The organism is Nitrosophilus sp. (assembly GCF_982775275.1).
The window spans coordinates 1-21,785 of record NZ_CEXZHP010000008.1; the positions used below are offsets into that span (position 1 = coordinate 1).

22 protein-coding genes and 1 pseudogene are annotated in these 21,785 nt (G+C 30.7%); 16 read left to right on the forward strand and 7 right to left on the reverse strand.

Going from position 1 to position 21,785, the window contains the following annotated elements; genetic code table 11:
* Window positions 1–159: 159 nt before the first annotated feature.
* Window positions 160–810 carry a 5-formyltetrahydrofolate cyclo-ligase gene (locus AC30RD_RS01005; RefSeq protein WP_489492268.1) on the forward strand — a complete coding sequence of 217 codons (651 nt, stop codon included), beginning with the start codon at window positions 160–162 and terminating at the stop codon, window positions 808–810.
* Complete coding sequence (gene rny, locus AC30RD_RS01010; protein WP_489492269.1) at window positions 722–2,290, forward strand: ribonuclease Y; 1,569 nt, start codon at window positions 722–724, stop codon at window positions 2,288–2,290. The genes AC30RD_RS01005 and rny overlap by 89 nt, the downstream gene beginning before the upstream one ends.
* Before the next feature lie 23 nt (window positions 2,291–2,313).
* Here the strand turns inward: rny and AC30RD_RS01015 are convergent, their stop codons facing one another.
* Both AC30RD_RS01015 and AC30RD_RS01020 read right to left on the reverse strand, forming a co-directional pair.
* Window positions 2,314–3,195 carry a cation diffusion facilitator family transporter gene (locus AC30RD_RS01015; RefSeq protein WP_489492270.1) on the reverse strand — a complete coding sequence of 294 codons (882 nt, stop codon included), beginning with the start codon at window positions 3,193–3,195 and terminating at the stop codon, window positions 2,314–2,316.
* Between the two features lie 33 nt (window positions 3,196–3,228).
* Window positions 3,229–3,777: a hypothetical protein gene (locus AC30RD_RS01020; RefSeq protein WP_489492271.1), complete on the reverse strand. Its 549-nt coding sequence runs from the start codon at window positions 3,775–3,777 to the stop codon at window positions 3,229–3,231.
* Window positions 3,778–3,818: 41 nt separating this feature from the next.
* On the opposite strand from AC30RD_RS01020, the gene cmoB reads away from it, so the two are divergent.
* Genes cmoB through AC30RD_RS01035 form a run of 3 tightly spaced genes read left to right on the forward strand, consistent with a single transcriptional unit; the run spans window position 3,819 to window position 5,875 of the window.
* Entirely contained in the window at window positions 3,819–4,715 is an 897-nt protein-coding gene (gene cmoB, locus AC30RD_RS01025) for a tRNA 5-methoxyuridine(34)/uridine 5-oxyacetic acid(34) synthase CmoB (protein ID WP_489492272.1), read from the forward strand.
* A gap of 30 nt (window positions 4,716–4,745) precedes the next feature.
* Entirely contained in the window at window positions 4,746–5,495 is a 750-nt protein-coding gene (locus tag AC30RD_RS01030; RefSeq protein ID WP_489492273.1) for a TIGR01458 family HAD-type hydrolase, read from the forward strand.
* Window positions 5,492–5,875, forward strand: coding sequence for a hotdog domain-containing protein (locus AC30RD_RS01035; protein ID WP_489492274.1), 384 nt, complete (start codon window positions 5,492–5,494; stop codon window positions 5,873–5,875). Before AC30RD_RS01030 ends, AC30RD_RS01035 begins: the two co-directional genes overlap by 4 nt.
* A gap of 20 nt (window positions 5,876–5,895) precedes the next feature.
* On the opposite strand, the gene AC30RD_RS01040 is transcribed toward AC30RD_RS01035, so the two are convergent.
* Window positions 5,896–6,489 carry an MBL fold metallo-hydrolase gene (locus AC30RD_RS01040; RefSeq protein WP_489492275.1) on the reverse strand — a complete coding sequence of 198 codons (594 nt, stop codon included), beginning with the start codon at window positions 6,487–6,489 and terminating at the stop codon, window positions 5,896–5,898.
* 21 nt (window positions 6,490–6,510) lie between these two features.
* Between AC30RD_RS01040 and AC30RD_RS01045 the strand changes: the two genes are divergently transcribed.
* From AC30RD_RS01045 to AC30RD_RS01075, 7 genes are all read left to right on the forward strand, one after another.
* Window positions 6,511–7,329, forward strand: a complete 819-nt coding sequence (locus AC30RD_RS01045; RefSeq protein ID WP_489492276.1) for a ferritin-like domain-containing protein — start codon at window positions 6,511–6,513, stop codon at window positions 7,327–7,329.
* Window positions 7,330–7,426: 97 nt separating this feature from the next.
* Window positions 7,427–8,566, forward strand: coding sequence for a DegT/DnrJ/EryC1/StrS family aminotransferase (locus AC30RD_RS01050; RefSeq protein WP_489492278.1), 1,140 nt, complete (start codon window positions 7,427–7,429; stop codon window positions 8,564–8,566).
* Between the two features lie 3 nt (window positions 8,567–8,569).
* Window positions 8,570–9,517, forward strand: coding sequence for a tetraacyldisaccharide 4'-kinase (locus AC30RD_RS01055; RefSeq protein ID WP_489492279.1), 948 nt, complete (start codon window positions 8,570–8,572; stop codon window positions 9,515–9,517).
* Complete coding sequence (gene argB, locus AC30RD_RS01060; RefSeq protein ID WP_489492280.1) at window positions 9,480–10,334, forward strand: acetylglutamate kinase; 855 nt, start codon at window positions 9,480–9,482, stop codon at window positions 10,332–10,334. Before AC30RD_RS01055 ends, argB begins: the two co-directional genes overlap by 38 nt.
* A gap of 414 nt (window positions 10,335–10,748) precedes the next feature.
* On the forward strand, window positions 10,749–11,063 hold the full coding sequence (gene cutA / locus AC30RD_RS01065) for a divalent-cation tolerance protein CutA (protein ID WP_489492281.1): 315 nt from the start codon (window positions 10,749–10,751) through the stop codon (window positions 11,061–11,063).
* Between the two features lie 73 nt (window positions 11,064–11,136).
* The gene (thrC, locus tag AC30RD_RS01070) at window positions 11,137–12,612 is read left to right on the forward strand and encodes a threonine synthase (RefSeq protein WP_489492282.1); all 1,476 of its coding nucleotides are present in this window, start codon (window positions 11,137–11,139) and stop codon (window positions 12,610–12,612) included.
* Window positions 12,612–14,051, forward strand: coding sequence for a DNA recombination protein RmuC (locus tag AC30RD_RS01075; RefSeq protein WP_489492283.1), 1,440 nt, complete (start codon window positions 12,612–12,614; stop codon window positions 14,049–14,051). The genes thrC and AC30RD_RS01075 overlap by 1 nt, the downstream gene beginning before the upstream one ends.
* Here the strand turns inward: AC30RD_RS01075 and AC30RD_RS01080 are convergent.
* Window positions 14,048–14,818 (reverse strand): CorA family divalent cation transporter, encoded by a 771-nt coding sequence (locus AC30RD_RS01080; RefSeq protein ID WP_489492284.1) that lies wholly within the window; start codon window positions 14,816–14,818, stop codon window positions 14,048–14,050. The genes AC30RD_RS01075 and AC30RD_RS01080 overlap by 4 nt on opposite strands.
* On the reverse strand, window positions 14,815–16,755 hold the full coding sequence (abc-f, locus tag AC30RD_RS01085) for a ribosomal protection-like ABC-F family protein (RefSeq protein WP_489492286.1): 1,941 nt from the start codon (window positions 16,753–16,755) through the stop codon (window positions 14,815–14,817). Before abc-f ends, AC30RD_RS01080 begins: the two co-directional genes overlap by 4 nt.
* A gap of 144 nt (window positions 16,756–16,899) precedes the next feature.
* On the opposite strand from abc-f, the gene AC30RD_RS01090 reads away from it, so the two are divergent.
* Genes AC30RD_RS01090 through AC30RD_RS01105 form a run of 4 tightly spaced genes read left to right on the forward strand, consistent with a single transcriptional unit; the run spans window position 16,900 to window position 20,234 of the window.
* The gene (locus AC30RD_RS01090) at window positions 16,900–18,165 is read left to right on the forward strand and encodes a M48 family metallopeptidase (protein ID WP_489492287.1); all 1,266 of its coding nucleotides are present in this window, start codon (window positions 16,900–16,902) and stop codon (window positions 18,163–18,165) included.
* Window positions 18,155–18,982 (forward strand): peptide chain release factor N(5)-glutamine methyltransferase, encoded by an 828-nt coding sequence (prmC, locus tag AC30RD_RS01095; RefSeq protein WP_489492289.1) that lies wholly within the window; start codon window positions 18,155–18,157, stop codon window positions 18,980–18,982. Before AC30RD_RS01090 ends, prmC begins: the two co-directional genes overlap by 11 nt.
* The gene (locus AC30RD_RS01100) at window positions 18,982–19,461 is read left to right on the forward strand and encodes a DUF4149 domain-containing protein (RefSeq protein WP_489492290.1); all 480 of its coding nucleotides are present in this window, start codon (window positions 18,982–18,984) and stop codon (window positions 19,459–19,461) included. The genes prmC and AC30RD_RS01100 overlap by 1 nt, the downstream gene beginning before the upstream one ends.
* Before the next feature lie 8 nt (window positions 19,462–19,469).
* A complete protein-coding gene (locus AC30RD_RS01105; RefSeq protein ID WP_489492292.1) occupies window positions 19,470–20,234 on the forward strand; it encodes an ABC transporter ATP-binding protein in 765 nt (254 codons plus the stop codon).
* Between the two features lie 52 nt (window positions 20,235–20,286).
* Here the strand turns inward: AC30RD_RS01105 and ftsZ are convergent, their stop codons facing one another.
* Together ftsZ and AC30RD_RS01115 are read right to left on the reverse strand one after the other, a co-directional pair.
* Complete coding sequence (gene ftsZ / locus AC30RD_RS01110) at window positions 20,287–21,417, reverse strand: cell division protein FtsZ (protein WP_489492293.1); 1,131 nt, start codon at window positions 21,415–21,417, stop codon at window positions 20,287–20,289.
* 15 nt (window positions 21,418–21,432) lie between these two features.
* Window positions 21,433–21,785, reverse strand: a pseudogene (locus AC30RD_RS01115) (cell division protein FtsA); the annotation flags it as partial.

The window sequence follows — 21,785 nt, forward strand, 5'->3', positions numbered from 1 at the left end:
TTTTTTCTCTTTAATAGGAGCAATCTGTTTGTTTTCTTTTGAACATCCATTTATTAAAGCAATTAAAAAAAAAGCTAAAAATAAAATGTCAACCATTTTTTTCATACTATTTCCTTCCTTTGGTAAAATAACGTAATTATATAAAATTAAGGTTGAAAAATGGCTGTTTTTAATAAAAAGAGTGATTTTAGAAATTTTTGTTTAAAAAAAATTAATCTAATTTCAAATTCTCAAAAAAGAAAGGGAGATAAAAAAATAGTTTATGTTTTAAAATATTTAATAGAAAAATTTGAAGCAAAATCTATCCTTTTTTATATGCCTATGAAGCATGAACCAGATATTAGGCCGCTATTTGAGAGTTTAAGAAATAAAAAAAATATATTTCTTCCTTTTATGGAAGGAGAAAGCTTTAAAATGGTAAAATACAGATTGCCTCTAAAAACAAAAAAATTTGGAATAAAAGAGCCTGCAAACTCTTTTTTTAAACTATCTAGAATTGATTTGGCTATAGTTCCCGTTATCGGGGTAGACGGGAGCTTTAGAAGAGTAGGATTTGGAAAAGGTATGTATGATAGATTTTTTGGATCATTATCATACAGACCAAAAGTGATATTTGTTCAGATAAAAAAATGTATGACTTATTCTAAAATAACAGATATTTACGATGTTTTAGGAGATATTTTAGTTACCCCGAAAGAAATAATTATAAGAGGGGATATAGATGTGGGTAGAGATATTGGTAGGAAGTTCTGCCGCCATCATAAGTGGCGCTGCAGGATATTTAATAGCAAAAAAAATAGAAAAAAGTAAATTTGATCTTTATGAAGAACAAGCAAAAGCAAAAGCAAAAGCCATAGAGCATGAAGCTGAAATAATTTTGCAAAATGCAAAAGTTAAAGTTAAAGAAGCCGAACTTGCCGTAAAAAAAGAGTATGAAGAAAAGGTTGAAAAACTTCAAGAAGAGTATGAAAAAAGATTTAAAGAGCTTATGGAAAAAGAGGAAGCTCTTAAACAGATGTTTAAAGATGAATTAAAACATATCACTCTTGAAAGACAGGAGATCAAAGCAGAAAGAGAAGAGGCGATAGCTTTAAAAGAAGAGGCAAAAAAACTTGAAGAAGAGTATAAACAAAAACTGCAAGAAACTATAAAGATACTTGAAGAACATGCAGGCTTAACTATGGAAGAGGCAAAAGATTTGATTCTTAAAAAAGCTGAAGAAGAATCAAGAGCAGAAATAGCTCATATTGTAAGAAAATATGAAGAAGAGGCAAAAAGAGAGGCCAAAAGAAAAGCAAACTATATATTGGCTCAGGCTACTACAAGATATGCTGGAGAATTTGCCGCTGAGAGATTGATAAATGTTGTAAATATTCCAAGCGACGATCTTAAAGGAAGAATTATAGGTAAAGAGGGTAGAAATATTAAAACTTTAGAGATGCTCTTGGGCGTAGATATAATCATCGATGATACGCCAAATGCAATAATTTTAAGCTCTTTTAACCTATATAGAAGAGCAATCGCTACCAAAGTAATTCAACTATTGGTAGAAGATGGAAGAATTCAGCCTGCAAGAATTGAAGAGATTTATGAAAAAGTAAAAGAGGAGTTTGATCAGCAGCTTTTAGAAGAGGGAGAAAATATAGTAATGGATCTTGGAATAGGGCAAGTTCATCCAGAGCTTTTAAAACTTATCGGAAGACTCAAATTTAGAGCAAGCTATGGTCAAAACGCTCTTGGACACTCTTTGGAAGTGGCTTATTTAGCAGGAATTATGGCTGCTGAGATGGGAGGGGATGAAACTTTAGCGAAAAGAGCTGGGCTTTTGCACGATATTGGTAAAGCTTTAACGCATGAGTATGCCGGAAGCCATGTTGATCTTGGAGCTGAAATTTGTAAAAGATATAAAGAGCATGAAGTTGTTATAAACGCTATATATGCTCATCATGGTCATGAAGAGCCAAAAACTGTTGAAGCGGCCGCTGTATGTGCTGCTGATACCTTAAGTGCAGCAAGACCTGGAGCTAGAAGAGAAGTTTTGGAAGCATTTTTGAAAAGGGTTCAAGCTATTGAAGAGATAGCTTTAAGTAAAACTGGAGTTAAAAAAGCTTATGCGATAAACGCTGGACGCGAAGTTAGAGTTATAGTCAACGCCGAGCTTATAAATGACGATGAGGCGGTGCTTTTATCTAAAGAGATAGCAAAAGAAATAGAAAACTCCGTGCAATATCCTGGTGAAATAAAAGTAAACGTTATTAGAGAAAATAGGGCGATAGAGTTTGCTAGATAATGCAAGGTTGACCCTTGCATTATCTAATGGCTATGCATTTCAAAATCGTCATATGGATCTAAATGAATGGTAAAATGCCATCTAGCTTCGGGATCAATTTTTTTGATCTCTTCTTCTATTTTATCTGAGACCTTGTGAGCTTCAAGAAGTGAAATTTCAGGAGTGAAAACTATATGGACATCTACAAAATTATCGCTTCCGGATTTTCTGGTTTTTAAATAATGAAAACTTGTAACTTCAGGATGTGAAGTAATAATAGTTTTTATTTTTTCTACGATCTCTTCTTCTAATGATACGTCTAAAAGCATCAAAGTTCCCTCTTTTATAAGTTCATACGCCTCTTTTATGATATAAATGGCTATCGCTATACCAAAAAACCCGTCTATCCAGTGCCACTGGGTAAAATAGATAATCGCTAAAGATAGTAAAACTGCAGAATTTGAAAAAAGGTCTGTTTTATAATGGAGAGCGTCAGATTTTACAACCATATTTTTTGTTTTTTTATAGACTCTATTTAAAAAAATTACAAGACCTCCTGTTAAAATAATAGAGATTATCATAACAAAAATAGAGTCACCAAGATACTCAATCTCTTTATGGGTGATAATATTTGATACGCCTTTGTAAAATATAAAAAGACCAGAAATTGTAATAATAGTGCCTTCTATTACGGCCGCTAAAGCTTCGATTTTGCCAAGTCCATAATTAAACTTTTCGCTTGGAGCTTTTTCGGCTTTTGATAGGGCAAAATAGTTAAACATAGATACAGCAATATCGAGTATCGAATCTATAGCACTTGCTAAAACCGCGGCAGACCCACTTAATATTCCTACTATCAATTTGATTACAACCAATATAGCGGCAACTATACTTGCCACAACCGTAGCGCTTTTTTGAAGAGTCATCACAACCTCTTTTTAGATTTTTTGAAATATTATCTAAAGAGTGCTTAAAATAGTAGAAATTTTATTGATATTAATTGATATTAAGTTTTCTATCTCCTCTTTTTTTACGCTATTTGGTTCGAAAAAATCGGATACCACTTTCAAAATGGTAGGTCTTATGTCAAATTTTTTACAACTAAGATATACCGAGCTTGCTTCCATATCAGCCAAATCGGTTTTTGCGTTTGTTAAAGGAAGATCTGAAGTTGTGCAGCTAAGATTTTTTAAATTTTTAAGATCTTTTAGATGAAAAACTTTTTGACTCTCTTTATCTATTATCTTTTTTACGTTTACAAGCTCTGCAATCGATAGATTTTTTGTAGCTCCAGCAATACCTATACTTAAAATGTTTTTAGAAAAATTTTCATATTTTGTAAATATATGAGATAGGGCAAGTGCCGTATTTATCTTACCTAAACCGGAATTTATAAGTAAAATTTTGTTATTTTTGTAGATTTTAAAATATTTATCGTTATCTTCTTTTAAATTAAAAAATTTTATAATTGGCAATGCTTCTTGATATAAAGCTGTATGAATAAACATTGATAACCCCTTTTTATTTAATTTTACAAAAAAGGATATAAGTGGATATTGAAAAGATAAAAAAAGAGAGGGAGTCTTGGTTAAAATGGAAAAATATTGCTCCTCTTAGAGAGATGCTAAAAAAATTGCCCGAAATTGAAGTAAAAAGTGTTATTTTAGATGATATTATAAAGATAGAAGGAAATCCCAAAAAAGATGAGCTTGAATTTTTAAAAAATTTTGCTCTAAGACTTAGGCCTTGGAGAAAAGGCCCTTTTGATATATTTGGAATATTTATAGATAGCGAATGGAAAAGTTACATAAAATATAATCTTTTAAAACCATATTTTGATATTAAAAATAAAGATGTTGCCGATATTGGATGTAATAACGGATATTATATGTTTAGGATGTTAAAAGAATCTCCATCCTCGATAGTCGGTTTTGATCCATCTCCTTTATTTAAAACCCAGTTTGATTTTATAAATTTTTATATTAAAAGCGATATAAAATATGAGCTTTTGGGAGTGGAACATCTACCATATTATAAAAAAAAGTTTGATGTAATTTTTTGTCTTGGTGTGTTATATCATAGAAGCGATCCTATTTTGACGTTAAAATGGCTAAAGCAGGGTTTAAAAAAAGAAGGTGAGCTCTTTTTAGATACCTTTTTTATTGAAGGTGAAGAGCCCATTGCTTTATGCCCTGCAAAAACATATTCGAAAATACCAAATGTCCATTTTGTTCCAACCATAAATGCTTTAAAAAACTGGTGCGAAAAAGCCGGTTTTAATAGTTTTGAAGTTTTAAAAAAAGTAAAAACAACAACTTATGAGCAGAGAAAAACCAAGTGGATATTGGGTGAGAGTTTAGAAGATTTCTTAGATAAAGAAAATCCAAACTTAACAATAGAAGGATATCCTGCACCAAAAAGAGTATATGTAAAATTAAAAATTTAATAAATAGTAGTCGTTTAAAGGATAAAAAAAATGATAAAAGGATTATTGATAGATATAGGCGGTGTTTTATATCAAGGAAAAAATGTGATTAAAGGGGCGATTGAAACGATAAATATATTAAAAAAAGATTATAAAATAAGATATCTATCAAATAGCTCAAGAATTCCTCCTTCGGCATTGGTTGAAAAATTGAAAAAATTTGGTTTTAATATAAAAAAAGAGGAAGTTTTTACAGCTTTGAGCGCTTCAAAACTTTTTTTAAAATCACAAAATTCCACGGCATATATTATAGCTACCGATGAAGCAAAAAGATATTTTAACGATTTAAAAGGGGAATTGAAGTATGTTTTAGTTTGTGATGCTTATAAAAATTTTTCTTACGACAATTTAAACAGGGCTTTTAGATATTTAGAAGAGGGCAAGGGTTTTATTGCAACAAATATTAATAGATATTTTAAAGATACTGATGGATTAAGTTTGGATGCAGGAGGCTTTGTTAAATGTTTGGAGTATGCAAGTTTAAAAAGTGCAAAAGTTTTGGGAAAACCAAATTGTGAATTTTTTTCTTTGGCTATTAAAGATATGGGATTAAAAAAAGAAGAGGTTATAATGGTAGGTGATGATATTGAAGGAGATATTATTGGAGCAAAAAGCTGTTGGCTAAAAACTTGCATGGTTAAAACCGGAAAATTTAAAGAAATAGATCTTTTAAAAGCTAAACCAGATTATTTGATAGATTCTATTGTTGATTTACCAAATATTTTAAAAGGAGAAAGATGAAATTAAAAACCCATAAAAAGATAGATGAAAGATTTAGTGGAAAATTGATTGAGCTAAAAGATGGATATTCTAAAGTATTTTTAAAAACAATAAAAGAGATGGCTGCTGACGAAAAAGGGTTGATTCATGGTGGATTTACTTTTAGTGCGGCAGATTATGCGGCTATGTGTGCAGTAAATGATGAATATGTAGTTTTAGTAGAGGCTCAGGTAAAATTTACTGCTCCTGTAAAAGTTGGAGAAGAGGTTGTTTTTGAGGCTAATATTATAGAAAAAGAGGGTAAAAAATCAAAAGTTGAAGTAATAGGGAGAGTTTTTGAAGTAAAAGTATTTGAAGGGATTTTTAAAACATATAGTTTGGATAAACATATTTTGAGTTAAAATGGTTGAGTAGTTAATTTTTACAAAACCCTCAACCAATAATCAACATATTTTTGTTCTTGTTTGATTGTAGTAAAGCCTCCGTGTCCTGGATAGATTTTTTTATCGTAAGGTATATTTTTAAACTTTTTTAGACTTTTTTTCATATCTTCAGGACTTGAGTATGGAAAATCGACTCTTCCTATACTTCCTTTAAAAATAAAATCCCCGCTAAACCAAGACTCTTCAAACTCAATAACCGAGCATCCGGGAGTATGACCAGGAAAATGTAAAAATCTAAATTTAAACCCATCAATTTCAATATATTCTTCGTTTTCAACCAAAACATCCGCTTTTGATTTTGGCATTCCCATATTATATTGATCTATTTCAAGTAAAAAAGCGTCTTGTTTATGTATAAATATTGGAATATTAAAAATTTTTTTTAACTCTGCATTACTCCAGACATGATCAAAATGTCCATGGGTATTTAATATGGCAACCGGATTTTTTACCTTTTTCTCAATCCATTCAACAGCACCGATTCCTGGATCTATTATGAGATTTTTTTCATTTATTGTTAAAATATAACAATTTGTTTGATATTCGCCCATAGGCTTATAATCTATCTTCATCTTTTTCCTTTAGGAGTTTTTATGAAATTTTATAATAGTTTAGAGGAGATTATTTTAACATCAAATCCTTATCAAAAGATAGAAAAATTCCAAAAATTTTACAAAAATTATAAAAGTGGGGATTTAGAATATAAAAAAGATTTTAAACCAAAAATTTTTAAAAAACCTTCATATCAAGATTATTGTAAAGTTGTTGATCCCAAAGATGTTCCAAGAAGAAAAAGATTTGATACTATCTTAGGAAGGGCTATTTTATTGCACGCAATTGCACATATCGAATATAGTGCGATTGATCTGGCATTGGATGCGGTTTATAGGTTTTTGGGAATGCCTAAACGATTTTTTAATGATTGGCTTGAAGTTGCCGAAGATGAGTGCAGACATTTTTTGATGATAGATAATCTTTTAAAAGAGATCGGATATAAATATGGAGACTTTGAAGTTCATAGCGCTCTTTTTGAAGCTGGGAAAAAAACATTAACTCTTATTGAAAGGATGGCAGTAGTTCCAAGATACCTTGAGGCAAACGGACTTGATGCCAATCCTAAAATTATGGAAAAACTAAACTCTTTTAGCGATCCTTTTGCCAAAAAAGTTATTGAAGCTTTAAATATCATATTAAATGAAGAGATAGATCATGTAAAAAAGGGGGATTTTTGGTTTAGATATGCTTGCGAAAAAGAGGGAGTAAAAGATAGTTTAAAAAAATATTTTGATATTGTTGAAAAAGTTTATCCAGGATCAATTCACAGTAAACCTTATATAAATATGGAAGCTAGAAAAAAAGCCGGTTTTAGTTGTGCGGAGATGAATCTTTTATCGAAAAAAATTATTTGTTAAAATTTTTTAGTTTAAAAATTTTTACTAAATTTAGAAGAATCTTTTAAGTTTTATTTTAGTATAATTAGATTAAGAGTCGTTTTTTAAGGAGTTAATTATGTCAAAAAAAGAGATACCCTTTTATATACCAGATATTGGTAATAAAGAGTTAGAAGAGATAAAAGAGGTTTTAAGTTTAGAGGGTGAATCAAAAATAGATCGATTGGAAAAAGATTTTGCCAAATATGTAGGAAGCGAGTACTCTTTAAGCACTTCTAGCGGCACAGGGGCGCTGCATCTTGCGATGACTGCGATAGATCTTAAAAGAGGGGATAAAATAATATGCTCTGTAAACGCTTTTCCTAATGTTCCTGAAGTTGTAAGACATTTCGATGCAGAGCCTATATTTGCCGATATAGATAGTGAGGATTTTAATATAAGTTTAGATGCGTTAGAGGATATTTTGTCAAAAAACAGATCAAAAAAATTAAAAGGTGCCATAATAAATCATGTAGGAGGGCAACCAACCGATCTTGATAGGCTTTATGAGATCGCAAAAAGATACAATATCTTAATCATAGAAGATGCAAGTGAAGCTTTGGGTGCTACCTATAACGGTCAAAAAATAGGATCAACGGGTGCAGATATTACCGCTTTTAGTTTTAATCCTCATTTAAGAGAATCTGTTTGCAACGGCGGTATGTTTGTTACCGATAACGAAGATCTTTATGATAGAGCCAAACTGCTAAGAAATCACGCCATAGTATCTGGAGAATGGAATAAAGACGGGAGTTTGGGATATATTTACGATGTTGTTGATATCGGTTTAAAATATGATATGAGCGAGCTTGAGGCGGCATTTAATCACGCTCAGCTACAAAAGGTGGATAAAGCTATAAAAAGAAGACAAGAGATAGCTAAAATTTACGATAAAGAGCTTCAAAATACGCCTCATATATCTTTGCCGATAAAAAAAAGGGAGCACACATATCAGCTTTATATAATAAAAATTGACAAAAATAGAGACTCTTTTGCAAGAGAACTTGTTAAAAGAGGCGTATACGTAGGGCTTCATTATATTCCTCTTCATCTTTTAAGCTATTATAAACAAAAATATAATTTAAGAGTAAACGATTTTCCAAACGCATTAAGAAACTATCAGCAAATACTCTCTATTCCAATCCATTCAAAAATGAGTGATGAAGATGTTTATTATGTTATAGAGCAGATAAAAGAGGTAGCAAAAACAAGAGTTTAACGAGTGAATAAAAAAGTAGTAGCGTGGGTAGAGGAGTATTTTTACTCTCCTACCTTTTTTCAAAAAATTATATCTTTTCTTCTTCTTCCATTTACGGCGATTTATTGCTGCATTGTTGTTTTTAAAAGATTTTCTTGCAAACCAAAAGATTTTAATATACCTGTTATTTCTGTAGGAAATTTAACAGTTGGGGGGAGCGGAAAAACGCCCTTTGTGATAGAAATAGCAAAAGAGTTTGAAAAAGTTTTTATTATTTTAAGGGGTTATAAAAGAAAAAAGGAAGGGACTTTTTTTGTTAGCAAAGATGGAAAGATTTTATCTGATGTTCAAAAAAGCGGAGATGAAGCGATTTTGATAGCCAAAAGCTTAAAAAATGCATCAGTTTTAGTAACGGACGATAGAGCTTATGGGATAAATATAGCAAAAAAAAATGGTGCGAAAGTGGTAATTTTAGATGATGCTTTTCATAGATGCGATATAAAAAAATTTGATATTTTGATAGATAATAATATCAAAAATAGTTTTTGCCTTCCTTCAGGGCCCTATAGAGAGCCAAAAAGTTTTAAAAAATTTGCCTCTTTGGTTGTAAAAGAAGGAAGAGATTTTATTAGGGAGGTGAAAATTTTAAATCCAACAAAAAATATGGTTTTTGTAACTGCAATAGCAAATCCTAAAAGAGTCGATAGATTTTTGCCAAAAAATATAAAAAAAATCTATTTTGAAGATCACCATTTTTTCACAAAAGATGAGGTTGATTCAATTTTAAAAAAATATAAGCCAACTTCTATATTGACAACCACAAAAGATGAAGTTAAGTTAAGGGAATTTGGCTTAAATCTATCGATATTGGATCTGAGGCTAAAGATTGATAAAAATATAATTAAAAAGATAAAAAAATATGTAAGGGAGTTTTATGAAGAAAAAGATTCAAACAGTTCAAACCCTGCTTGATGCTTTACCTTTTATCAAAGAGTTTAGGGATCAGATTTTTGTTATTAAGTATGGAGGCTCCGCGCAAATTCAAGATAGTCTTAAAGAGAAATTTGCCCAAGATATTCTTTTAATGTATTTAGTAGGTATAAAGCCTGTAATTGTCCATGGAGGAGGAAAAAAAATTACTTCAATTTTGGAGCGATTAAAAATCTCTACAACGTTTATCGATGGGCAAAGGGTAACAACTCCAGAAGTTATGGAAATTGTTGAAATGGTTTTAAGCGGTGATATAAATAAAGAGATTGTAAGTCTTCTTAACAATTTTGGAGCAAAGGCCATAGGAATAAGCGGTAAAGACGCACATTTTTTAACGGCTCGCCCCAAAGATTTTGAAAAATTTGGTTATACAGGAATTATTGAAAATATTGATCCAACTGTAGTAAAAAATCTTTTAAACGAAAAATTTGTTCCGGTAATCGCGCCTATTGCTGCAAGTAACGAAATAAGCCATCCAGGATATAACATAAACGCCGATCTGGCCGCAAGTAAAATAGCGGTTGCTCTAAAAGCAAAAAAAGTTATTTTTTTAACCGATACTCCCGGAGTTTTAGATAAAGAGAAAAATCTAATCTCAACTTTAGACGAAAAAACGATTAAAAAATTAAAAGAAGATAAAACGATTGGTGGAGGTATGATCCCAAAAGTAGACGCATGTTTAGAAGCCGTTAAAGGAGGAGTAGAAAAAGCTCATATAATAGACGGAAGAATAGAACACTCAATTCTTTTAGAAATTTTTACAAGTGCTGGAATTGGAACGCAAATTGTTGGGAGTTAGTTAAAATGTTGAGTGGTTGAGTAGTTGAGTAGTTTAGTGGTTAAAATAGTTAAATATGGTTAAAATAGTTGAGTGGTTTAGTGGTTGGGTTGTTGGGTGAGAGGCTGAAGGTTGAAGGGAGAAGGTGGTAAGGTGGTAAGGAGGTAAGGTGATAAGAGAGGGTTCAATTTCTAATGCCAATTCCTATTTTCCAATGTCCAATGTCTAATGTCCAAAATAGTTAAAATAGTTAAAATAGTTGAGTGGTTGAGTAGTTAAGGAGTTAAGAAGTGAGAGAGTTAGAAAGTGAAAAAGTTAGAAAGTGGAAATGAATAACACCAATTCCCAATTCCTAATTCCCAATTCCAATTTACCATTGTAAATGTCCAATGTCTAAATTGGTTAAAATAGTTAAAATTTAATAAGGAAATTAATATGAGTTATATTGTAGTTTTGTCTACCATATCAAATAAAGATGAAGCCAAAAAAATCGCAAAAGAACTCATAAAAGAAAAACTTGCAGCCTGTGTAAACATCATAGAAAACGTAACTTCAATTTATGAATGGAAAGGGGAGATTTGCGAAGATGGTGAATTTTTGATGATAATAAAAAGCAAAAAACATAAATTTAGTGATATTGAAAAAAAAATAAAAGAGTTGCACTCATACGAACTTCCAGAAATTATATCCTTTGAAATAAAAGAGGGATATGAAAAATATTTGGAGTGGATAGAGGAAAATATAAAATAAAACTAATATATCATATAATAAAAAATTAGAAAGATTATTTTGGTAAAATTTCAAAAATTTATAAAGGGAAGATATGTTATTTGTGGAAACTCGAGGAAATGACGGTATTAAACCTGCTCAAGTAACATTTAGCGAAGCTATATTAAATCCAAGCGCAAGCTTTGGAGGGCTATATGTTCCAAAAGATCTCATAAACGTTGAAGAGGATTTTTTTAAAACCCATTTAGATAGTCATTATAAAGATTTAGCATTTGATATATTAAAAAAATTCAATATCGATATAGAAGATAAGGTTTTAAAAGAGGCGTTAAATCTTTATGATAGATTTGACGATCCAAACAATCCCGTTCCTGTAAAAAAAGTTGAAAATAATTTATATATCAGTGAACTATATCATGGACCAACCAGAGCATTTAAGGATATGGCTCTTCAACCTTTTGGATATATTTTATCTACTTTAGCGAAAAAAAGAGAAGAAAATTATCTTATACTTGCCGCAACCAGTGGAGATACCGGACCTGCAACTTTGGAGACTTTTAAAAATAAACCAAATATTAAAGTTGCTTGTCTTTACCCAGATGGTGGAACAAGCGACGTTCAAAGATTACAGATGGTAACAGAAGATGGGGAAAATTTAAAAGTTATTGGAATAATCGGCGATTTTGACGATGCTCAAAGTGCGCTTAAAAATCTTTTGTCTTCAAAAAGATTTAAAGAGAAATTAAATGAGAAAAATATCAAATTGTCTGCTGCAAATTCTGTGAATTTTGGTAGGATAATTTTTCAAATAATTTACCATTTTCATAGTTATCTTGAGCTTGTTAGAAAAGATGAGATAAAAATAGGAGACAAAGTAAATCTAATCGTTCCAAGCGGAAATTTCGGTAACGCTTTGGGAGGATACTATGCAAAGAAAATGGGGCTTCCTGTTAACAAGATATTGATTGCTTCAAACGAAAATAATGTTTTAACAGAACTTATAAAATATGGAAAATATGATTTAAGAGATAAAAACCTTATAAAAACTACAAGTCCTGCGATGGATATATTAAAATCTTCAAACGTTGAGAGAGTTTTGTTTGATAAGTTTGGAGCACAAAGAACAAAAGAGTTAATGGATAGTTTAAATGAAAAAAATTTTTACGAACTAAAAGATGAGGAGTTAAAAGCGTTACAAGAAGATTTTGACGCAGATTTTACTACCGACGATGAAATAAAAAAATATATTAAAAAGTTTGTAGAAGAAAAAAACTATTTAATGGATCCACATACCGCCACGAATATAAAGCTCTATGAAAAATATAAAAATGATAAAAATATAGCCTATTCAACCGCGGAGTGGACAAAATTTGCACCAACTGTATTAAACGCGTTAAATAACGATAATAAAAAATATAGCGATTTAGAAGCTTTAACTACAATTGCGAAAAAATTAAATATTATGATACCTGTAGTAATTGAGGAGCTTTTTAATAAGCCGATAATTCATGATTTGGTTGTTGAAAAGGATGAGATAGAAAAAGAGATACTAAAATTTTTGGATGAATAATGAATATTGAGTTAATTATTTTAACAGTTTTGTTTTTTTTAACTATTTTTGCTCTTTTTTATATATTTAATTTAAAAAAAGAGCTCTCAAAAATAGAAGAGTTTGAGAGACTCTTTTTTGAATTAAACGAAAAAAACTCTAAACATTTTGAGGAGCAAAAAGATTTTTTACATCAAAAACTTGAAAAAATAGATGAAAAACTTTATCAAAACGCAAAAGAAAATCAGACTCAAATAGCAAAAAATATAGAGTTATTTACCAATCTTCAAAAAAGCTCAGATCAATTTAAAAACGAAATTGAAAAAAATCTATCAAGGCATTTTTATGAGTTTTCAAACGCTTTAAAAGCTCAAAGCGATCATTTAAGCGAAGATTTTATGAAACTTGGTAAAAAAATTGAAGACTCTTTACAAACCAATTTTGAAAAAACAAACATGGTTTTGCAAGAGATCATTGAGAAAAACTCAAAACTTTTTTTAGATTTTTTCGATTCTCAAAAAGAGTTCAAAGAGGAGCTAACAAAAAGCTTAAAACAAAATTTTGAAGAGCTAAATAATAGAGTAACAAACAATTTAGAAAAGATTAGTGCAAAAGTTGATGAGAGATTAAAAGAGGGTTTTGAAAATGTTGATAAAACTTTTAAAGATATAATTACTGGGATTGCAAAAATAGCGGAAGCTCAAAAAAATATAGAAAGTCTATCTCGTGAAGTGGTAAGCTTACAAAATGTTTTAAGTGACAAAAAAAGTAGAGGTATTTTTGGAGAGGTTCAACTAAATTCAATATTAAAGTCTATATTTGGCGAATCGAGAGAACTTTATGATATTCAATTTCCTTTAAAAGAAGAAGGAGAAAAAGTTATAGCAGATGCAGTAATAAAAGCTCCCGATCCTGTTGGACTTATAGCTATTGATTCTAAATTTCCTTTAGAAAATTACTCAAATATGATTGAGGCTCAAAATGAAGGAGATAAAAAAAAATATGAAAGGGAGTTTAAACAAAATCTTAAAAAACATATAATGGATATAGCTTCAAAATATATTATCAAAGGCAAAACAGCCAATATGGCTATACTTTTTTTGCCTGCTGAAGCAATTTTTGCAGAAATTAACGCCTATCATCAAGATCTTATAGATTTTGCGAGAAAAAATAGTGTTTGGATAGCTAGTCCGACAACTTTAATGGCGCTGCTTACGACTATTCAGGCGATTGTTAGAGATGTTAAAACTCAAGAACAAGCAAAAAAGATCCAAGAAGAGTTAAGTAAACTTTCTAAAAATTTTAAACTTTATAAAGAAAGATGGGAAAAACTTGCAAAACATATAGATACGGTTAGCAAAGATGTTAAAGATATACATACCACTACCAAAAAAATTTCCAATGAATTTGAAAGAATTGAAAAAGTAGAGTTTGAGGAAAAACCTCTTTTAAATAGCTAATCTTTTTTCATCATTTTCCAAATTATATAAACAAATGGAATTTCAAGGGCTAAAAACATCAAAGTTACTTTCAATGTTCCGTTTGGATCTTTTGTAAAAGGAAGACCTCCCGTATTCATTCCAAAAAATCCCGTAACTAAAGTTAGCGGTAAAAATATGGCTGAGATTATCGTTAAGATAAACATTATTTTATTCATCTTTTCATCCATTTTCGCTCTGTAAAAATTGTATAAATTATCAAGTTTTTCTAAACTATTTTTTGAAAATCTAAAAGCTCTGTCCATATGCTCTTCAAGATCTTTAAAAGCGAGTTCATCGATACTATTTTTATAATGTTTTATAAATCTTTCATAAGCTATCAATGAATGTGCCATTAATCTCTCAATCAATACAAGATCTTTTTTATATATAAGCCATCTATTTGCAAAGTCGCTATCGATTCTATTTTCGTAAAGATTATCTTCGATTTTAGCGATTTGCATCTGAAGTTTTGAAATTTTAGCCAAGATCTTATCTACTCTTTTGTCTAAAAATGAGTAAAGATCACTAAAATCGCCTAAAGTTTTAAATTCTTTACTTTCTCTGCAATATTCGTATATGATCTCATCTTTTATTAAAAATGCATAACTTACAACCTTTACTTTATCATCTTTTATAAAAGGGAGTCTTAATATTAAAATCGAATAATCTTTTGTAGAGTCAAAATCGCTTGGGTGATCTTTATTTTCAATATCATCTATTAAATATCTATTTATTTTAAATTTCATACTTCACTTCTTTGTAATAACTCTTTTTTCTCTTCAAGCTCCAAATATCTCTCAACCATCTCTTCATATTGGCTCTCTAAGATGCTTAATTCTTGGGCTAAATTATTGATACCCTCTTTTTCATAACATATAGGGTTAGCCAAACACTCTTTTATCTTTTTTATTTTATCTTCAACTTCTTCTATTTTTGCTGGAAGTTCTTGGAGTAGTTTTTGCTCTTTGTATGACAATTTAGCAGAGCGTTTTCTTTCTCTTTGAGGTTTTGGTTTTTTTATCTCTTTTTCCAAACTATCCAACTCTTTTAACTCTTTTTCTATTTCTAAAAATTGGCTATAACTTTGATAAGACTCTTCTATTTTGCCATCTCCGTGAAAAATAAAAAGTTTATTTGCCAGCTTATCTACAAAATATCTATCGTGACTTACAAATATTACCGCACCTTTAAAATTTTGTATATACTCTTCAAGGATATTTATCGTTGGTATATCAAGATCGTTTGTAGGCTCGTCCAATATAAGACAATCAACTTTTTTGGTAAATAAAAGAGCCAATGCTACTCTGTTTTTTTCTCCTCCGCTTAATACTCCGATCTTTTTATCTAAAAACTCTTTGGGAAACAAAAAATTTTTTAAATATCCAAATACATGCATATTTTTTCCCTGCACTTCAACTCTATCTCCGCCGTTTGGACAAAAAGTTTCTATTAGGTTTTTATCATCATCAAGCATTTTTCGGTGTTGGTCAAAATAGGCTATCTTAAAATCCCCTTTTTTAACGGTTCCGCTATCTGGTTTTAATTCACCCAATAGGAGTTTTAAAAAGGTTGATTTTCCGCTTCCGTTTTTTCCAACGATAGCAATTTTGTCTTTTTGTAAAATTCTTGTGGAAAAATCTTTTATTAAAAGTTTTTCGCCTAAAGATTTGGTAACATTTTCAAGTTCAAAAAGCATCTTTTTTTTGTTGATGCTCTCTTCTTGATTAAAATGTTTCTTTTCTCTTTCAAGTTCTAATTTTATTTTTTTTATTAATGCTGGATTTTTTTTGGCTTGATCTCTTAACTCCAATACTCTTTTCTTTCTGCCTTCATTTCTTTTGATTCTTGCTCTAACGCCTCTTCTTAGCCACTCTTCTTCTTGTTTTAAAAGTCTTAAAAGATTTTCATGTTTTTTTTGAAGATTTTTTAAAAGTTCTTCTTTTTGCTCCAAATAATTTTGATAACCGCCTTTAAAACTTCTAATCTTACAATCTTCAATCTCTATTACCCTTGTTGCGATATTATCTATAAAATATCTATCATGGGAAATAAAAAGAATCGTAAATTTCTCCTTTAAAAGGATCTCTTCTAAAAATTGAGTCATATAAACATCTAAATGGTTTGTAGGTTCATCTAAAAGTAAAAGATCCGGCTTTTTCAAAAGCAAACCTGCAAGGGCAACCCTTCTTTGTTCCCCGCCGCTTAGAAGGTTTACCGGTTTATTTTCGTAGATTTTAAGATTAAATTCGTTTAAAACTCTCTCGATTTTGTCATCAAGATTCCATGCGTTATGATAATCTAAAAAATTTGATAGTTCGTTTATTTTTGATAAAAGAGCTTTATTTTCGGGATCATTAGAGAGTTTTTCTGCGACTTTTTCATACTCATTTTTTGCTTTTTTTAGCTCAATTAGTTGATTTTCAATCTCCTCTTTAACAGTTACGTTTTCTTTAAAGTTAGGTTTTTGTGAAAGTATTTGAATATTAATATTTTGTTTTACTCTTCTTTCACCTTCATCAAAATTTAAAATACCTCCTACTATTTTTAATAGTGTGGATTTTCCGCTGCCGTTTCTTCCAACTACGGCTACTCTTTCAAACTCTTCGATATGAAAGTCAATTTTGCAAAGGATTTTTTGAGCTTCATACTGTTTTGAGATCTCTTTTAAATCCACTAAAGCCATATACCATTACCTTTTATAATGATTTTTATTATCAATATTTATACTACTACTTAAAATTTAAACATAGTTTAAAAGAATATGCAATTTTAACCTATCTTTGTTACAATAGCAAACCAACTATATTAGTTTTACTAAGGAGAATTTATGATAATGGCAATCTCAATAATCTATTTTATATATATTCTATTAAAAATATATCTCTCAGTTATGCAAGCTGGATTTGTTTTGAAAGCAAAAAACTCAAAACCCGTTTTGATGCTACCTTCCAAATTTATAAAGTCGGCTAGATACACAGCGGCAAAAGAGAAACTCTCAATAGCCGAAAGTATTGTTGAATATCTTCTGTTTCTATTTTGGATAGGATTTGGACTTGAATGGCTTGATAAAAATATAATGATAGAAAATGTTATTTTAAAATCTATTATTTTTGTTGATATATTTTTAGCGATAAATTATATTGTAGGATTACCATTTGATTATTATCAAAAATTTGTGCTTGATGAGGAGTTTGGTTTCAATAAATCCACAATATCATTATTTATAAAAGATCAAATAAAGTCGGTTTTACTATTTTTAATTTTTGGATCTGCAATAATCGGGGCTGTTAGCTATATTATTTACAATTTTGAAAACTGGTGGATTTGGGGATTTTTATTTGTTTTTGGCGTAATAATATTGATAAACGCCATTTATCCTACTTTAATAGCTCCTATTTTTAACAAATTTAAACCTTTAGAGGATAAAGAGTTAGAAGGTGAGATAAAAGAGCTTTTAAATAAAAGCGGTTTTAAATCAAGCGGAGTATTTGTTATTGACGCAAGTAAAAGAGACAATAGACTAAACGCATATTTTGGCGGTCTTGGCAAAACAAAAAGAGTAGTTTTGTTTGATACTTTGGTAAATAAGCTCTCTCGTGATGAGCTTTTGGCCGTTCTTGGACATGAGTTAGGACATTTTGTAAATAAAGATATATTAAAAAATATTTTGATGATGGGTGTTATGCTTTTTGCTATGTTTTTTATTTTCGCAAATTTACCTCAAGAGCTTTTTACGCAAATTGGAATAAGTAATCAACCCTATACGATAATCTCACTCTTTTTACTTTTGAGCCCCGTTTTTACTTTTTTCTTTATGCCCCTAATTAGTTTCGTATCAAGACAAAATGAATATGCCGCCGATAGATACGCAGCTAAAATGACCTCAAGAAGTTCTCTAAGAAATGCCTTATTAAAGCTTGTTGAAGAAAACTCCCAATTTCCTTTATCTCATCCATTATATATATTTTTTTATTATTCTCATCCCCCTATATTAAAAAGATTAAAAGAGTTAGGCTATATGGAAGAAGATATAACAAAAGAGGCTATGAAAGAAAAAATTGATTCTTTAAAAGAGGAAAATAGTGACCATTAAAAAGGCTTTAGATTTAGGGACAATAGCTTTTAAAAAGGTCACAGATAGACCAAGATTTGAAGCGGAGATTTTACTAAGTTATTTTTTAAAAAAAGATAGAGTCTATATTTTTACCCATTATGAAGAAGAGATAGATCCAAAAATTTTGCCCTATTATATAAAAGCGGTAAAAAAAAGAAAAGAGTATTTTCCTTTAGAATATATTTTAAAAAAAGTCTCATTTTATTCTCAGGAGTTTTATATAGAAGAAGGGGTTTTGATCCCAAGACCGGAAACAGAAATACTTATAGATAAAATTTTGGAAAATGTAGATAAAAACCAAAGCTACAATATTGCCGAAATAGGTATAGGAAGTGGGGTAGTTTCTATAATATTGGCACAAAAATTAAAAAATAGCCGCTTCTTTGCCACCGATATTTCAAAAAAAGCGATTAAAGTGGCAAATAAAAATATTCAAAAATTCAATTTGCAAAACAAAATATTTATAAGGGAGTGTTCTTATTTGGAGTGCGTTGATGAAAAAATAGATATAATCGTATCAAATCCGCCTTATATCGCAAAGAATTATAAACTTGACAAAAATGTAACATATGAGCCAAAAGAGGCATTATATGGCGGTGAAAGAGGCGATGAGACGCTTAAAAAAATCATAGATTTATCTATAAAAAAAGATGTTTCTCTTTTAGCTTGCGAAATGGGATATGATCAAAAAAATTCCATTGAAGCTTATTGCAAAAAAAGAGGTTTAAAGCCGATATTTTATAAAGATTTAGCCGGTTTTGATAGAGGATTTATTATTAAATTAAAGGAAAAGTGATGAAAATTTTAAAATGGATAGATATTTTTTATATAATCTTTCTTGGAGTAACTTTAGGGTTAGTGCTGACTCTTGGAGCTATTGTAGCCCCAACTATCTTTCATAGCGAAAATTATCTACAAAAAGAGCTTCTTAGCCATTATCAAGAAGGACTTTTAATGAGTGCAATTTTTGTAAAAGCAAACTATTTTTTAAATATGATAGCGATTTTTATTATTTTAAGAGAAGCCTATTCATATAAACTTTTTCAAAGAGACAAAATTGTTTTAGCTTCCGCATCAACCGCTGTTTTTGCAATCTTAATGTTTACCTTTTATTATACTCCCGATATTTTAGCCTATCAAGCAGCCGGTGAAGAGATGACAAAGAGCGATATTTTTGCTAATATTCATAAAGGAAGCGAGATAGATTTTATGCTTTTGGCATTTGCTTTATTTGCTTTAATTGCAAGGAGATTATATTTAATAATTAAAATTTAAGGGATAATATGGATATAGCTATATCTATAAAAAATTTAAAGAAAAGTTTTGGGAAAAAAGAGGTTTTAAAAGGGGTAAATTTAGATATAGTAAAACATAAAACTACCGTTATATTAGGGTTGTCAGGAAGCGGAAAATCGACTATTATTAAACATATTGTTGGATTATTAAAACCAGATAGTGGGGAGATTTTGGTTGATGGTGTGGATGTAGCAAAAGCTGATGAAGAGCTTATATTTAAAATTAGAAAAAAGGTTGGTTTTCTTTTTCAAAGCGGAGCTCTTTTTGATAGTATGAACGTTAAAGACAATATCGCTTTTCCTCTAAGAGAGCACACAAAATTAAGCAATACAGAGATTTTGAAAAAAGTGGAAAAATCGTTAGAGATGGTAGGTTTAAAGCCTAAAGAGGTATTGGAACTTTTTCCTGACGAATTAAGCGGGGGAATGAGAAAAAGGGTAGGATTAGCAAGGACTATCGTTTTAGAACCTGAAATCATTTTGTATGATGAGCCAACAACGGGACTTGATCCAATAACCAGTGATCTGATATCTCAAATGATTAGAAATCTTCAAAAAGAACTTAATGTAACTTCCGTTTTAATAAGCCACGATATTAAAGAGAGCTTTAAAACCGGAGACTATTTTGCATTTTTATATGAGGGTAGAATTATAGAATATGGAGATAAAGAGAGCTTCAAAAATTGCGATAACCAATATGTGCAGCAATTTTTACATGGAGAGAGTGTCGGACCTATAAAAATTGTTGGTTGATAGCAAACGGCTAAGCTCAAAAAGCGGCCATTAACTATCAACCATTTAAATATTAATCCATCTGCTGTCTTATAAATGTAGGAATATCCAATATTTCTTCATTTGGTTCAGGAATAGGTTCTCCTCCTACTACTTTTACAGTGTCTGGCTGTTCTGGGAATATCGTTTGCTTAGTCTTTACCAGTTTTAATTTTCCTTTTTCTTCTTCCTCTTGTCCAAATCCAGTAGCAATAAGAGTGATTTTTACTCTGTCTGGTTCCATATTTGCATCGGTTGTTGTTCCAAAGATTACGTGAGCATCTTCATCGGCACTTTCATAAACGATATCCATTGCTTCTCCAATATCCACCAAAGGATAATCTGGATGAATTCTAAAATGCACAAGAACCCCCATAGCACCATTAATCGACATATTATCAAGCAAAGGAGATTCGATGGCACTCTTAATTGCTTCGTATGCTGAGTTTCCTCCTTGAGCCTCTCCAACTCCCATAAGAGCAAGTCCTCTATGACACATAACGGTTTTTACGTCCGCAAAATCCAAGTTTATATCGTTTTCGCCATATGATAATATTACACCGCTGATACCGCTTACGGCTCTTGCCAATACATCATCTACTATTTTGAAACTATCTCTTATTCCAAGATTTTTTTCAACTATGGCTAAAAGTTTATCGTTTGGTATAACGACTATCGAATCACTCTCTTTTTTTAACTCGGCAAGTCCCTCTTCAGCGAGTCTAGCTCTTTTTCTTCCCTCAAATTTAAATGGTTTTGTTACTACGGATATGGTAAGGGCGCCAACCTCTTTTGCCGCTTGTGCTATTATCGGTGCGGCTCCCGTTCCAGTTCCTCCTCCCATCCCAGAAGCTATAAATACAATATCTGCACCTTCTAATTTCTCTTTTATCTCATCATAACTCTCAAGTGCAGCCTCTTTTCCTTTTTCTGGAACCATTCCGGCACCAAGTCCTCTAGTAGTTTTTTCCCCAAGCTGGATTTTGGTATGTGCTTTTGAAGAATTTAGGGCTTGCGCGTCTGTATTTGCTACGATTAATTCAATTCCTTCAATTCCTTGATTTATCATATGACCTATCATATTACCGCCGCCGCCTCCAACGCCTATTGCTTTAATGTTTGCGCCGGTAATTTTTTTGCTCTCTTCTACGATAAAAGGCTCCATCTCATCTCCTTCGCTTTAAAAAAGTTGTGTTATCCATCTGAAAAATTTGGATATTTTATCTTTAATTCCCTCTTTTTCAGTTTTTATATCATCAAGTTTTGTTAACTGTTCCATTTCGGTTTCGTTTTTTTCCTCTTTTAATATATTTTCCTCTCTTGTAACAGGTATAATCTCTTTGCCAAATTTTTCACCTTTATGCCTAAGATTCTTGTTTGAATCGATTTCATATTGTGTAAAATTACCGGCTCCATATAAAACCAATCCTATAGAGGTGGAAAATGAGGGATCGTTAAGTTCATCAAACATACCCTCTAAATGTTTTGGTTTTCCTATTCTAACCGGCATATTATCAAAAATCGCAACGGCAA

Bases quoted from the DNA above. Each gene is read 5' to 3' on its own strand.
- AC30RD_RS01005 (WP_489492268.1), top strand. From the start codon at position 160: ATGGCTGTTTTTAATAAAAAGAGTGATTTTAGAAATTTTTGTTTAAAA.
- rny (WP_489492269.1), top strand. From the start codon at position 722: ATGTGGGTAGAGATATTGGTAGGAAGTTCTGCCGCCATCATAAGTGGC.
- AC30RD_RS01015 (WP_489492270.1), bottom strand. From the start codon at position 3,195: ATGACTCTTCAAAAAAGCGCTACGGTTGTGGCAAGTATAGTTGCCGCT.
- AC30RD_RS01020 (WP_489492271.1), bottom strand. From the start codon at position 3,777: ATGTTTATTCATACAGCTTTATATCAAGAAGCATTGCCAATTATAAAA.
- AC30RD_RS01030 (WP_489492273.1), top strand. From the start codon at position 4,746: ATGATAAAAGGATTATTGATAGATATAGGCGGTGTTTTATATCAAGGA.
- AC30RD_RS01035 (WP_489492274.1), top strand. From the start codon at position 5,492: ATGAAATTAAAAACCCATAAAAAGATAGATGAAAGATTTAGTGGAAAA.
- AC30RD_RS01040 (WP_489492275.1), bottom strand. From the start codon at position 6,489: ATGAAGATAGATTATAAGCCTATGGGCGAATATCAAACAAATTGTTAT.
- AC30RD_RS01045 (WP_489492276.1), top strand. From the start codon at position 6,511: ATGAAATTTTATAATAGTTTAGAGGAGATTATTTTAACATCAAATCCT.
- AC30RD_RS01050 (WP_489492278.1), top strand. From the start codon at position 7,427: ATGTCAAAAAAAGAGATACCCTTTTATATACCAGATATTGGTAATAAA.
- argB (WP_489492280.1), top strand. From the start codon at position 9,480: ATGAAGAAAAAGATTCAAACAGTTCAAACCCTGCTTGATGCTTTACCT.
- cutA (WP_489492281.1), top strand. From the start codon at position 10,749: ATGAGTTATATTGTAGTTTTGTCTACCATATCAAATAAAGATGAAGCC.
- thrC (WP_489492282.1), top strand. From the start codon at position 11,137: ATGTTATTTGTGGAAACTCGAGGAAATGACGGTATTAAACCTGCTCAA.
- AC30RD_RS01075 (WP_489492283.1), top strand. From the start codon at position 12,612: ATGAATATTGAGTTAATTATTTTAACAGTTTTGTTTTTTTTAACTATT.
- AC30RD_RS01080 (WP_489492284.1), bottom strand. From the start codon at position 14,818: ATGAAATTTAAAATAAATAGATATTTAATAGATGATATTGAAAATAAA.
- abc-f (WP_489492286.1), bottom strand. From the start codon at position 16,755: ATGGCTTTAGTGGATTTAAAAGAGATCTCAAAACAGTATGAAGCTCAA.
- AC30RD_RS01090 (WP_489492287.1), top strand. From the start codon at position 16,900: ATGATAATGGCAATCTCAATAATCTATTTTATATATATTCTATTAAAA.
- AC30RD_RS01100 (WP_489492290.1), top strand. From the start codon at position 18,982: ATGAAAATTTTAAAATGGATAGATATTTTTTATATAATCTTTCTTGGA.
- AC30RD_RS01105 (WP_489492292.1), top strand. From the start codon at position 19,470: ATGGATATAGCTATATCTATAAAAAATTTAAAGAAAAGTTTTGGGAAA.
- ftsZ (WP_489492293.1), bottom strand. From the start codon at position 21,417: ATGGAGCCTTTTATCGTAGAAGAGAGCAAAAAAATTACCGGCGCAAAC.